Raw genomic sequence first — 12,079 nt, 5'->3', positions numbered from 1 at the left:
ATGCCGTGGTGGTCATGGCGCCCCGGTCCCGCCGACGGCGGCGATCCGGATACCCGAAGCGGGATCACAGTGGAGAGCGCGGTCCGGGTCGGACCGCCAAGCCCTCGCCAGCCGGGGGACGACTGCCCGTCCAATGAGCGGCCCGTGTTGACCGAGATGCCCGCCACCGTCGAGCCGGTCAGTCTGCGTCGGGTCTGTGACGCACTCGACCTGCTCGACGTGCGTTACCTGGCCGACGGCGACGGCAACCTGCTCGCCATGTGGGAGCGGCACGCCGTGCTGGTCGCCCTGGAGGGGCCGGAGGACGAGATCCTGGTGATGCGGGCCCGCCCGCACGCCACCGTCCCACCGGACTGGGCCGACCGGGCCTACCGGGTGGTCAACGAGTGGAACCACACCCGCCGGTTCTGCAAGGCGTACATCGGCGACCCGACCGAGCGCGGCCAGCTGCCGATCTACGCCGAGCTTCAGGTGCCGCTCGGCGCCGGCACCCACGACGCGCTGCTGGTCGAGATGCTCGACTGCGGGGCGGCGGTGGCCACCAGCTTCGTGGACTGGCTGCACGACGAGGGCGCCCTGCTCTGAGGCCCCACCGCGCGGGCCGGGTCTCCGGTCGGGGCCGTCAGGCGGGCCCGGCCGGGTCCTCCATGGCGTTGACCATGAAGTACGCGGCCCGCTCCAGGTAGTCCCAGAGCGCGGTGGCGACCTCCGGCTCCAGACCGAGCCGGTCCACGGCCCGTCGCATGTGCAGCAGCCACGCGTCCCGCTCGGCCACGCCGATCCGGAAGGGGGCGTGCCGCATCCGCAGCCGCGGGTGACCCCGCTGGGCGGAGTACGTGTTCGGTCCACCCCAGTACTGCATGAGGAACAGCGTCAGCCGGTCCGCGGCCGGCCCCAGGTCCTCCTCGGGATACATGGGCCGCAGCAGAGGGTCGGTGGCGACACCGACGTAGAACTCGTCCACCAGCTTGCGGAAGGTGGGTTCGCCGCCGACCGCTTCGAAGAGGGTCATCGACGCGGCGGGACGGTCGGATTCACCTGCGGGGTTCACCGTTCCATCCTGCCAGGTACGTCCCGCGCCGGCCCGACCCGTACGCCGTGCGTCGGATCACGCCCCGGGCGGACGTCAGCTCAGCGCGTGCCGGCGGCGGCCCTCGCCCACCGGGGGGTCGCCCGCCGGTGTGCCGCCGGAGGGCCGGGCACCCGGGCCGGACCCCTGCTCGGCGTTGGCCGCGAGCGCCGCCGCGATCGTGCTGTCCACCGTCTGCTTGCTCGGCCAGCGCAGCGCGGCCACCACCATCAGCAGCACCCCGGCGGAGCTCCACACCCCCACCACCAGCGGGATGGAGAACCGGTCGGCGAGGAGCCCGGTGGCGAGCACCGCGACGCCCTGGATGACCTGGACGCCGGTGGCCATCACACCGAACGCGCGGGCCCGGAACCCGGCGGGCAGGGCCTGGACGAACAAGCCGTTGGCCATCGGCAGCATGCCGGCGACCGCGAACCCGCAGAGCGCGGCGAGCAGCGCCACCACCGGTGGTGCCGGTCTGAACAGCGCCGGCACCAGGGCCAGCGGGGCGAGCACGGCCAGTGGCCGCATCAGGGCCAGCCGCCGGGACGGGCCGAACAGCCGGCTCACCAGCAGCCCGCCGAGGATGAACCCCACCGGATTGGCCACCATGATCAGTGCCTGCGCCAGGCCCTCGTCCATGCCGCCACCGTCCTGGTTGGCCCAGCCGGCCGCCAGCCCCTCCGGGACGATCGAGAAGAGCATCGCGCTGAACACCAGCACCGCGATGGCCCGCAGCACCGGGGTGCGGAACACGATCTGGAACCCCTGGGTGGTCTCCCGCAACAGGTGGCTGCGGTGGGCGCTGGTCATCACCGCGGTCCGGTCCCGGACGCCGAAGCGCACCAGCAGCGCCGAGACGGCGAACGTCGCCGCGTTGATCAGCAGTGCGAGGGCCGGGTCGATCGCGGCGACTGCGGTGCCGAGCAGGTAGCCGACGACCTGCGCGGCCTGCCCGACGCTGCTGTTCAGCGACAGGCCGACCACCAGCCGGTCTCCGGCGAGGATCTGCGGCATCAGGGCCGACTTGGCCGCCTGGCTCGGCGGGTTGGCCAGGGTGGCGGCGAAGATGAGCACCAGCACCGCCTGGACCGGCAGGTTCGGGATGGCGATGAGCAGCATCAGCGCCATCCGGATCACGTCACACGCGACCATCACCCGCCGGTACGGGTACCGCTCCGCCAGGGCGGCGAGCAGGGGACCACCGAGCAGCCAGGGCAGGAAACTCACGGCGAAGGCGGCGGCGGAGAGCGCGACGGACTCGGTCTGCTGGTAGACCAGGAGGGTGACGGCGGCCTTCGCCAGGTAGTCACCGACCCAGGAGAGGGCGCCAGCCGCGAAGACAGCCCGGAACTCGCGTTGGGCGAACACTTCGCGAAATGTGGCCGGGCCTTCCGCGGAAGGTCGCTCGTCGGGCACCGTCGCCTCCATCGGCTCCCGTGGCGCCGCTCATGGCAGCCCGACCGGGAACACTCGTCAGATCTACGGATCAGCGAGGATGTGACCACGCTCCGGCGGGAACGCGTGCACCGAATTCTGCCCGATCGTCTGACAACTAGCTAGGGCGAACGGCTCGTTCGTCGCATCCCCGACTGAACGAACGGACGATACCTGAGGGGCCGGCCGGACCGCGACCCCTGTGTCGACCGGACAGGTCGTCCGGCTCAGGTGGCGCCGCCCTGACCGGTCTCACCGTCGGGCAGGGGCCGGCTCGGCACACCGGGATAGATGCGGGCCGCCGCGATCTGGGCGGTGATCCCCGAGTTCTCCAGCGCCTCGGCGAGCCGCCGGCGCAGCTCACGGCCCACCGAGAACTGCCCGTCGGCGGTCGTCTTCACCACCGTCCGGATCACCGCGCCGTCCACCGTCATCTGCTCGACGCCCAGCACCTCGGGCGCCTCCACGATCTCCGGCGACAGCTCCGGGTCCATCGCGATCGAGGCGGCCGCGGTCCGCAGGACGGCCGTGGCCTCCTCGGTGCTGCTGAACCCGATCGGCAGGTCAACCACCACCAGGGCCCAACCCTGGCTCTTGTTGCCCACCCGGATGATCTCGCCGTTGCGGATGTACCAGAGCACGCCCCGACCGTCGCGCACGGTGGTGACCCGCAGACCCACCGACTCCACCACACCCGTCGCCTCGCCCAGGTCGACGTTGTCGCCCACGCCGTACTGGTCCTCGATGAGCATGAACAGGCCGGCGATCAGGTCCTTGACGAGGCTCTGCGCGCCGAAGCCCAGCGCGACACCGGCGATCCCGGCGCTGGCCAGCAGCGGCGCCAGGTCGAAGCTGAACTCGCGCAGGATCATCAGCAGCGCGATCCCGAAGACGAACGCCGTGGTCAGGCTGCGCAGCACCGATCCGATCGCCTCGGCCCGCTGCCGCCGCCGTTCGGGTACGAACTCGGTCGGGTCGACGGCGGCGGTGGGCACCCGCTCGCGCAACGGCCGGAGCATCGTCGGCACGGCGCCCTCGGTGGTGGTCCGGACCAGCCGGTTGATCGTGCGGTGCAGCGCCCAGCGGGCCACCATCGCCAGCGCCAGGATCAGCAGCACCCGCAGTGGCTTGAGCAGGATCCAGTAGCTGCCCTCGGCGAACCAGGCCGACCTGGTCAGCTCGTAGATGAACTCGCAGGAGGAACTGCCCTGACAGTTCACCGACCCGGCGGTGGACAGGGCGAGGGGCATCATGCTGGCGGCACTCACCCTGTCTTCGTACCGCAACGAACCGGACTGCCCGTCGCCGACCCACCGGCCGGGTGACGTGCCCCCGACCCCGACGCCGGAACGGGGCGAACCGGCCATCCTGACAGGTGCGCAAAAGAGCTTCATGTCCGACCCCGGATTAGTGCGTGCAATCCGGGGTCCGATCAGGGACTATTGGCGCAACGGACGTCGGTGATCGGCCGGCGTCGACCGTGTGGGTCGTCATGCCCGACCCCGGTCGACGGCGGTACGCAGCAGCCGCTGAACCGGGAGGGTGAGCGCGATGCCTGACATACGACCCACGGTGGGCTCCGGCGCGTTGGTCCTCAACGCCACCTACGAGCCGCTGTGTGTCGTGTCGGTGCGTCGAGCCGCGATCCTCGTCCTGTCCGCGAAGGCGGTCTGCGTCGCCGACGGTGACGGCATCCTGCACAGCGCCCGCGACGCGCTCCCGGTGCCGTCGGTGGTCCGGCTGACCCGTTTCGTCCGCGTCCCGTACCGCACGCACGTGGGCCTGTCCCGGCGGGCGATCTTCGCTCGGGACGGCTGGCGGTGCGCCTACTGCCGGGGTCCGGCCGAGACCATCGACCACGTGTTCCCCCGCAGCCGGGGCGGCCGGCACGCCTGGGAGAACGTGGTGGCCGCGTGCGCCCGCTGCAACCACACCAAGGGCGACAAGACCCCGGCCGAGCTGGGCTGGCGGCTGCACGCGCTGCCGGCCGCCCCGAAAGGGACTGCCTGGCGGGTGCTCGGACACCGCGCTCCGGACCCGCGCTGGGCCGACTGGCTCGACCTGCGCGAGCCCGAAGCGGCCGCCTGACCGCACCCGCCCCCGGCCCGGGCGCTCAGTCCCGCCGGTGGGCGGCCCGCCCCGTGGCGCGCTCGTGCCGGTCGACCGCCCGTCCGTACGCGATGGCGAGGAGCCTGTCGATCTCGGGCAGCATCTGCGGTCCCGGCATCACGATGCCGGCGAAGCCGTGCAGCGCGTAGCCCGGGTGCGGCGTGAGAGTGTCCAGCCGGGCGTGGTCGAAGTCGTCCGGGTGCTCCTCGAACTCCTTCGGCGCGAAGCCGAACGCCCTTTCGAACTCGACCCGGCCCAGGTCCAGGTTGAGGCGGAAGACGCCGGGACGGTCGAGCTGCCCGGCCTCGTCGAAGCCGGGGACGTCGTGCTCGACGATCGTGGCGAACGGTTGGCGGCGGTCCGCTCCGACGTAGAAGAACCGGTCGCCCCACGCCCCCTCGGGTGATCCGTTCTCCTCGCTCGCCACTACCTGCTCGACGCCGGGCAGCGCGCCGATCCGGTCGGCGAGCACCGTCGCGTCGACGCCTGTGGGGATGTGCAGCACCGCGTCGGCGTGGTCGATGGTGGCCTGGTCCAGCGGGAAGTAGCGGTGGTCGTGGGTTCTGCGCTCGGCCGGGCCGATGTCGGTCGCCGGGACGTACCCGGGGAGGTCGCCCCTCTGCTGGAGCCGGCCCTCGTAGGTGGACGCGGCGGGCACGCCGATGCCGAGCGCGGGGCTCGCGCCGAGGCTGCCCACGACCACCCGGTACCGCTCGCCCAGCAGCGCCCCGACGATCGCGCCAGCGCCGGCCCACGACACCGTCGTCGTGCCCATCGTCATCGTGCTCGGCTGGCGTTGCAGGTGTGCGTTGTGCGCGAAGACCAGCGTCGGTCCACGGTGCGCCTCGACCGCCCGGATCGCGAGCAGGTTCTCGGCCATCAGCGCGTCCCGGACACCGGCCAGGCGCGCGAACCGTTCCTCCTGGTCGAGCGGGGCCGCGGCCGCGGCGTGGTAACGCAGCAACGCGACAGCCGACGTGGCGTGCACGAGCGCCTCCGGCCAGCCCACGGACCGGCGGTGCGCCTGGAGGTACAACTCGGTCACCAGGTCGTCGGCGAGCACCCGTAGCCGTTGGGCGTCCGTCGAGCGTCCGACCGACCGGCCGGCCTCCCAGATCGCGGACGGGTCACTCCACCGGGCCTCGTCGCCGACCAGGTCGTCGATCTCCGTCGAGAGGTCGAGGTCGAGGAAATCGCAGACCCCCGTCAGGTGTCGGCGCGGGCTCGGAGCACCCTCGATCTCCAGCGGCGCGTCGAAACCGTGGAACCGCAGGTGCTGCGCGGCCGGGCGTACGGCGTTCCACTCGCGCATGCGCAGCAGCAGGTCACGGTTGGCAGGTGCGGCGCCGAAGCCGTGGCTGAACCCATCGGCGAGCACGCGGTCGAGCGGCACGTCCCCGCCCCGCACGAACTCGTCGGCGAGCAGCCCCGCGGCCCTGTCGCTCTCCAGGGCGATGGAGCGACAGCCGTGCTCGGCCAGTGTCAGGAAGGCGTCGTTGCGGACCTGGAGGAAGGCGGACTCGCCGTGTGTCGGCTCACCGAGCGCGATCAGGGCCGGCGAGCCGTCGAGCAGGTCGAGAAGAGTGGTCATTGCATCGACCGTATCGTTGAACCAGCGGTTGAGACTTCAGAGCGATGGAGCGCGGTGGCAACCACAGAACCCTCAAAGCCGGGGTTACGTCGACCGATCGACCTGGCCCGCCCGCACGGACTGTCGGCGCAGGCGGTCCGCAACTACGAACGCGGATGGTGTGCTGCCACCGGCCGAGCGCACCGCGACCGGACACCGCCGCTTCACCGAGGCTGGCCGAGTACCTCGACGCCGTCGCGGAAGGTCACCCTCCCCGGGCCTTGACCAGCGAGGCGAAGACCACGACATTGTCCGAGTAGCCGGTCTCCCCGCCGACCCAGCGACCGCCACAGGTGATCAGGCGCAGGCTCGGGCGGCTGAAGTCGCCGTACACCTCGTCGACCGGCAGTCGCCCCTTGTCGAAGCGCTGCACCGAGTCCACCTCGAAGACCGCCACGCTGTGGTCGGTGCGCGTCACCTCGATCTGGTCACCCGAGCGCAGCTCCCGCAGTTGGTGGAACACCGCCGGACCGCTCGTGGTGTCGACGTGCCCGACGATGACCGCGGGGCCGTACTGCCCGGGTGTGGGGCCCTGGTCGTACCAGCCGGCCTCCTGGGCGCGGGCCGCGTCCGGTACGGCGATGGTGCCGTCGGCGGCGATGCCCACCTCGTGCACCGGCGCCCGCAGGTCGATCGTGTCGATGGTGAGGCTGACCGGGTGGCTGGCCGGCAGGACCGGGAACTTCTTCGGTGGTGGCCGCAGGCCGGCGCTGAGCCGGTCGGGCAGGATGCTGACCCCGGTGACCTGCTCGACGCCGAGCATCGCCACGATCAGCACCATCAGCGTCGCGATGGCCAGCACCGGCAGTCCCGGCCCGGTGCCGAACCGGCCGCCCAGCAGCGGCGGTGCGGCCGTCCGCTTCGGCGGCAGCGGACGGGCGGCCGGGTCGGTGGTGGCGACGCTCGCCGACACGGCCTGCCCGGCGACCTGGCGCAGCCGGCGCGAGGCGCGGGCCACCAGCCGGCCGGACGCGCGCAGCGCCGCCCCGGCCCGGAGGCGTGCGCGGCGGTCCGGCCGCGCACGCGCGGATCTGCGGGTCATCGTTGGTCCGGCTCAGGAGCCGGCTCCGGCCCGGCGCCGTCCGCCGGCCATGCCGAGCGCGACCGCGGTGGCCACCAGGGCCACGCCGCCGAGCACCAGCAGGGAGCCCGTGCCGCGGCCTCCGGCGGTGCCGCCGCCCCCGGTCGCCGGTCCCTTGCTGGGCGAGGCCATGTTCAGCACAGTCAGCATCGTGGAGGCCGTCTGGCCGTTCTGGCAGCGCAGGTCGACCGGGTAGTCACCGGGTTCCTTGTTGCCCGGAACGGTGACCTCACCCTTGAGGAAGCCGTTGTCCGGTTTGAGCATCACGTGCCCGAACGCGTCGGAGTGCACGTTGGCCTGCCGGTCGTTGTTGTTGTTGTCGCAGCTCGCGCGGATCGTCACCCGACTGCCGGCCGGGACGCTGTTCGGCGTCACCTCGACGAAGGTGTTCTCGCCCGCGCGGGCCGGCGTGACAGTCATCAGGACGAACGCCGCGACCAGCCCGACAAGTGTCAGTGCGGACGAGACCGCGCGGTTGATCGTGCGGATTCCCTGCATGATTTCCCCCCAACCGGCGACGACCGCCGGAACCCTCCCCTGGGCACGGGCGCTGCTTTCCCCGTGACCCGGGAGCAAACCGTGGGGGAGGGGCGTCAGTGGCGGCGGGCGGTGGCGTCGGGGGGCGGGAGCGGGGTGATGGGCTGCCGGTCCAGCGGGGACGACAGGACCATGGTGCTCGACGGCTGGCCGTACGGGGCGAGTCGGTCGATGACGCCCTCGAACTCCCCGATCGAGCCGGCGGCCACCTTCAGCATGCTGCACGCGTCGCCGGTGATCCGGTGGATCTCCAGGATCTCCGGCCAGCCGGCCACCGCCGGATCGTGCAGGATGCAGCGCGCCCCGTAACAGGACATCCGGATCATCGCGACCACGGTGCGGCCGGCCCGGGTCAGGTCGACGTGGGCGTGGTACCCGGTGATCACCCCGGACTCCTCGAGCCGACGGACCCGCTCCGCGACCGCTGGTGGGGACAGGTGCACCCGCCGCGACAGCTCGCTGAAGGAGAGCCGCGCGTCGGCCTGCAACTCGCGCAGCAGCGCCCAGTCCATGTCGTCCACGCTCAGACCTTACTTTCGTGAAGCCGACTCGCCTAGCTGCCTTCGGCTTGCCAGCCGAAGCCCCGGAAGCGCCGTTGATCCGGCATTCCGTAGCCCCTTCCGACCGCGACATCATGATGTCGGCCAGTCCGGGGGAAGGAGAACGATGGTGGATCAGACGGAGCGGCGGGCGCCGAACCGCCCCGCCACGGTGCGACCGGTGACCCCACGGCAGCGGGCCGCCCGCGCCGCCCGCAACGGTGGCGAGCCGACGCTCGAGTTCGCCGAGCGTGTGCCGTACGACGCGTACGTGCAGGCCAGCACCCTGCACCAGTTGCAGCAACCGCTGAGCAGCGACCCGGGCGAGATGTCGTTCCTCATGGTCAGTCAGATCATGGAGCTGTACTTCGGGTTGACCTGCCACGAGCTGCGGGAGACCCAGCGTCTGCTCCGCGCCGACCAGGTGTGGGACGCGCTGGCCCCGCTGCGCCGGGCCGCCCTGCACCTGGAGGGGTTGAACGCCGCCTGGCAGGGCCTGCGCTGGATGACCCCCGCCGACTTCAACCGGTTCCGCAACCTGCTGGGTGAGGGCTCCGGTTTCCAGTCGGCCATGTACCGGCACCTGGAGTTCCTGCTCGGGCTGCGCGACCCGGCGCTGATCCGGCCGTTCCGCCGGCAGACCGAGGTGCACGCCGCGCTGACCGCCGCGCTGGCCGCCCCCAGCCTCTGGGACGACGTGGTCGCGCTGCTCGCGCGGCGTGGGTTCGACATCCCCGCCGACCTGCTGGGCCGGGACGTGGCGGTGGAGCACGACCCGCACCCGTCCATCGAGGCGACCTGGGTGGCGGTCTACGGCGACCCGGGTCCGGACAACCACCTGCGGCTGCTCGGCGAGGCGTTGAGCGGGGTCGCGGAGGAGTTCGGCGACTGGCGGTGGAATCACGTGAAGGCGGTTCAGCGGACAATGGGCGCCAAGGTCGGCAGCGGCGGCTCCGCCGGGCTGGCCTGGTTGCAGCGCAGCATGTCCCGGGTGGTCTTCCCGGAGCTGTGGTCGGCCCGTACCGCGATGTGACCGGAGAGCGAGACATGCACATCCCAGAACGAGAGGCGTTGCGCCTCGACGAGACCGACCCGGGTCACCGGCACCTGTTCCACGTCCCGCCGGCGGATGGCGGCGACCACCCCGAGGCGGCGTACCTGGCCGGCAACTCGCTCGGCCTGCAACCCCGGGCCACCCGCGACGAACTCCTCGCCGACCTGGACGCCTGGCAGCGGCTCGGCGTCGAGGGGCACCTGGAGGCGCAACGGCCCTGGCTGCCGTACCACGAGCTGTTGACGGCGCCGGCCGCCCGACTGGTCGGCGCCCGGCCCGCGGAGACCGTGGTGATGAACTCGCTCACGGTCAACCTGCACCTGCTGATGGTGAGTTTCTACCGTCCGGCGGGCGCGCGTACCCGGATCGTCATCGAGGATTCCGCGTTCCCCTCGGACAGCTACGCGGTGCGCAGCCAGGCCCGGTTCCACGGCCTGGATCCGGACGACACGGTGGTCCGGCTGCGCCCGCGCGACGGCGAGGACGCGCTGCGCACCGAGGACGTGACCGGCTACCTGGCCGCCGAGGGCGACCGGGTGGCGCTGGTGCTGCTCGGCGGGGTCAACTACCTGACCGGTGAGCTGCTGGACATCCCGGCGATCACGGCCGCCGGTCGGGCGGCCGGGGCGGTCGTCGGCTGGGACCTGGCGCACGCGGTGGGCAACGTGCCCCTGGAGCTGCACGACTGGGACGTCGACTTCGCGGCCTGGTGCTCCTACAAGTACCTGAACTCCGGTCCCGGAGCCCTGGCGGGCGTCTTCGTGCACGAGCGGCACCTGGGCGACGAGGCCCTGCCGCGCTTCGAGGGTTGGTGGAGCACGGCGGCGGCGACCCGGTTCGAGATGACACCGGTGTCCCGTCCACCGGCCACTGTGGAGGCGTGGCAGATCTCCAACCCGCCGATCTTCGCGATGGGTCCGGTGCGCACCTCGCTTGAGCTGTTCGACACGGTCGGGATGACCGCGCTGCGCGCCCGCAGCCAGCGGCTCACCGGCTGGTTGGAGTCGCTGCTCGACGAGGTCACCGCCGGCCGGCCGCTGCGCGTGGTCACCCCGCGCGACCCGGCCCGGCGGGGCTGCCAGCTCTCGGTCCGCATCGGCTCCGGCAGCGCCGCCGAACTGACCAAACGCCTGCGGTACGAGCACGGCGTCATCGCCGACGCCCGCGAACCGGACGTGGTCCGGTTCGCCCCGGTGCCCCTCTACTCCACCTACCACGACTGCTGGCGGGCCGCCGCCGCGCTCGCCGCGACGGTGGGGCAGGTGACCTCGTGACCGCCCGGCGCGACGAGATCGCGATCATCGGCGCCGGGTTGGCCGGCTGCCTGGCCGCCTGCTTCCTGGCCCGGCGTGGCTACCCGGTGGCCCTGTACGAACGGCGGCCCGACCCGCGTACCGGCACCGCCGAACGGGGGCGCTCGATCAACCTGGCGCTCTCCGAGCGCGGGCTGGACGCGCTGCGCCGGATCGGCCTCGCCGAGCAGGTGATGGCCGACGCGCTGCCGATGCGCGGCCGGATGATCCACCCGGTGCAGGGGGAGCCGCAGTTCCAGTCGTACAGCGCGAGCGGTGACCGGGCCATCAACTCGATCAGCCGGGGCGCGCTGAACAACGCGCTGCTGGACGCGGCCGCCGCGCTGCCCGGCGTCCGGGTCGTCTTCGACCACCGGCTGGTCGGGCTCGACCCGTCCGACGGCGCGTTGACCTTCGAGACCCCGCAGGGCACGGTCGACGCCAAGGCGTCGGTGGTGCTTGGCGCCGACGGCGCCGGTTCGGTGGTACGCGGGCAACTGCTGGCGTCCGGGCTGCTGCGCGAGAACGTGGACTTCCTCGACTACGGCTACAAGGAGCTGACGATCCCGCCGCTGGGTGGGGACTTCGCCCTGGAGGAGGACGCGCTGCACATCTGGCCGCGCGGCACCTCGATGATGATCGCGCTGCCGAACCCGGACCGCTCCTTCACCTGCACGCTGTTCTGGCCCAACGAGGGCGCCGGCAGCTTCGCGGCCCTGGACAACCCGCTGGCGATCGAGCGGCACTTCACCGAGCACTACCCGGACGTGGTCCCGCTGGCCCCGACCCTCGTCGACGACTACCAGCACAACCCGGTCGGCGTGCTCGGCACGGTCCGGTGCACCCCCTGGCAGGTCAACGGCACCGTCGGCCTGCTCGGCGACGCGGCGCACGCCATCGTGCCGTTCTACGGCCAGGGCGCCAACTGCGCCTTCGAGGACGTGGTCGAGCTGGACCACTGCCTCGACGAGTGCGCCGACGACTGGGCGGCGGCGCTGCCGCTGTTCCAGCGACGACGCCAGGAGAACGCCGAGGCCATCGCCCAGATGGCGCTCACCAACTTCGTGGAGATGCGCGACAAGGTCGCCTCACCGGTCTTCCAGCTCCGCCGCAGGGTGGAGCACGCACTGGAACGGGCCCTGCCCGACCGGTACGTTTCGCAGTACGAGATGGTGTCCTTCTCCACCACCCCGTACGCCGAGGTGCGCCGCCGGGTGCGCCGGCAGCACCGGGTGCTCGGCGTGGTCGCCGGTGGGGCGGCGCTGCTGCTGGTCGGCGCGGTCGGCGCGGCACTGGGCCGAGGGAGGCGCGGATGACCGGCACCTGGGATC

Annotated in this window: 12 protein-coding genes and 1 pseudogene; 6 read left to right on the top strand and 7 right to left on the bottom strand. The window is 72.3% G+C overall.

Going from position 1 to position 12,079, the window contains the following annotated elements:
- Entirely contained in the window at window positions 1–585 is a 585-nt protein-coding gene (locus ABZS77_RS14385; RefSeq protein ID WP_354822493.1) for a YbjN domain-containing protein, read from the top strand.
- A gap of 37 nt (window positions 586–622) precedes the next feature.
- On the opposite strand, the gene ABZS77_RS14380 is transcribed toward ABZS77_RS14385, so the two are convergent.
- The 3 genes from ABZS77_RS14380 to ABZS77_RS14370 all read right to left on the bottom strand — a co-directional run bounded on the left by ABZS77_RS14380 (window position 623) and on the right by ABZS77_RS14370 (window position 3,759).
- A complete protein-coding gene (locus ABZS77_RS14380; RefSeq protein WP_354822756.1) occupies window positions 623–1,012 on the bottom strand; it encodes a globin in 390 nt (129 codons plus the stop codon).
- 114 nt (window positions 1,013–1,126) lie between these two features.
- Entirely contained in the window at window positions 1,127–2,500 is a 1,374-nt protein-coding gene (locus ABZS77_RS14375; RefSeq protein WP_354822491.1) for an MFS transporter, read from the bottom strand.
- Window positions 2,501–2,733: 233 nt separating this feature from the next.
- The gene (locus tag ABZS77_RS14370) at window positions 2,734–3,759 is read right to left on the bottom strand and encodes a mechanosensitive ion channel family protein (RefSeq protein WP_354822754.1); all 1,026 of its coding nucleotides are present in this window, start codon (window positions 3,757–3,759) and stop codon (window positions 2,734–2,736) included.
- Window positions 3,760–4,057: 298 nt separating this feature from the next.
- Between ABZS77_RS14370 and ABZS77_RS14365 the strand changes: the two genes are divergently transcribed.
- Entirely contained in the window at window positions 4,058–4,594 is a 537-nt protein-coding gene (locus tag ABZS77_RS14365; protein ID WP_074313833.1) for an HNH endonuclease, read from the top strand.
- A 25-nt stretch (window positions 4,595–4,619) separates the two neighbouring features.
- Here ABZS77_RS14365 and ABZS77_RS14360 read toward each other — a convergent pair whose 3' ends face one another.
- Window positions 4,620–6,206 carry a DUF6194 family protein gene (locus ABZS77_RS14360; RefSeq protein WP_354822489.1) on the bottom strand — a complete coding sequence of 529 codons (1,587 nt, stop codon included), beginning with the start codon at window positions 6,204–6,206 and terminating at the stop codon, window positions 4,620–4,622.
- Here ABZS77_RS14360 and ABZS77_RS14355 point away from each other — a divergent pair.
- Window positions 6,141–6,417 (top strand): annotated as a pseudogene (locus tag ABZS77_RS14355) (MerR family DNA-binding transcriptional regulator); the annotation flags it as partial. The gene ABZS77_RS14360 and the pseudogene ABZS77_RS14355 overlap by 66 nt on opposite strands.
- Before the next feature lie 33 nt (window positions 6,418–6,450).
- Here the strand turns inward: ABZS77_RS14355 and ABZS77_RS14350 are convergent.
- The 3 genes from ABZS77_RS14350 to ABZS77_RS14340 all read right to left on the bottom strand — a co-directional run bounded on the left by ABZS77_RS14350 (window position 6,451) and on the right by ABZS77_RS14340 (window position 8,384).
- Window positions 6,451–7,224, bottom strand: coding sequence for a class F sortase (locus ABZS77_RS14350; RefSeq protein WP_354822752.1), 774 nt, complete (start codon window positions 7,222–7,224; stop codon window positions 6,451–6,453).
- 75 nt (window positions 7,225–7,299) lie between these two features.
- The gene (locus ABZS77_RS14345; protein ID WP_354822487.1) at window positions 7,300–7,824 is read right to left on the bottom strand and encodes a hypothetical protein; all 525 of its coding nucleotides are present in this window, start codon (window positions 7,822–7,824) and stop codon (window positions 7,300–7,302) included.
- A gap of 95 nt (window positions 7,825–7,919) precedes the next feature.
- Window positions 7,920–8,384 carry an Lrp/AsnC family transcriptional regulator gene (locus tag ABZS77_RS14340; RefSeq protein WP_354822485.1) on the bottom strand — a complete coding sequence of 155 codons (465 nt, stop codon included), beginning with the start codon at window positions 8,382–8,384 and terminating at the stop codon, window positions 7,920–7,922.
- A gap of 148 nt (window positions 8,385–8,532) precedes the next feature.
- Between ABZS77_RS14340 and ABZS77_RS14335 the strand changes: the two genes are divergently transcribed.
- The 3 genes from ABZS77_RS14335 to ABZS77_RS14325 are packed head-to-tail and all read left to right on the top strand — an operon-like array spanning window position 8,533 to window position 12,064.
- A complete protein-coding gene (locus tag ABZS77_RS14335; protein ID WP_354822750.1) occupies window positions 8,533–9,435 on the top strand; it encodes a tryptophan 2,3-dioxygenase family protein in 903 nt (300 codons plus the stop codon).
- Between the two features lie 14 nt (window positions 9,436–9,449).
- Window positions 9,450–10,730, top strand: coding sequence for a kynureninase (gene kynU / locus ABZS77_RS14330; RefSeq protein ID WP_354822483.1), 1,281 nt, complete (start codon window positions 9,450–9,452; stop codon window positions 10,728–10,730).
- Window positions 10,727–12,064, top strand: a complete 1,338-nt coding sequence (locus ABZS77_RS14325; protein WP_354822481.1) for an NAD(P)/FAD-dependent oxidoreductase — start codon at window positions 10,727–10,729, stop codon at window positions 12,062–12,064. Before kynU ends, ABZS77_RS14325 begins: the two co-directional genes overlap by 4 nt.
- Window positions 12,065–12,079: the final 15 nt, after the last annotated feature.

The organism is Micromonospora sp. NPDC005298 (genome assembly GCF_040607375.1).
Taxonomy (GTDB): Bacteria; Actinomycetota; Actinomycetes; order Mycobacteriales; family Micromonosporaceae; genus Micromonospora.
Note: the sequence above shows the minus strand (reverse complement) of the source record. Positions and strands in the feature narration are given on the sequence as shown.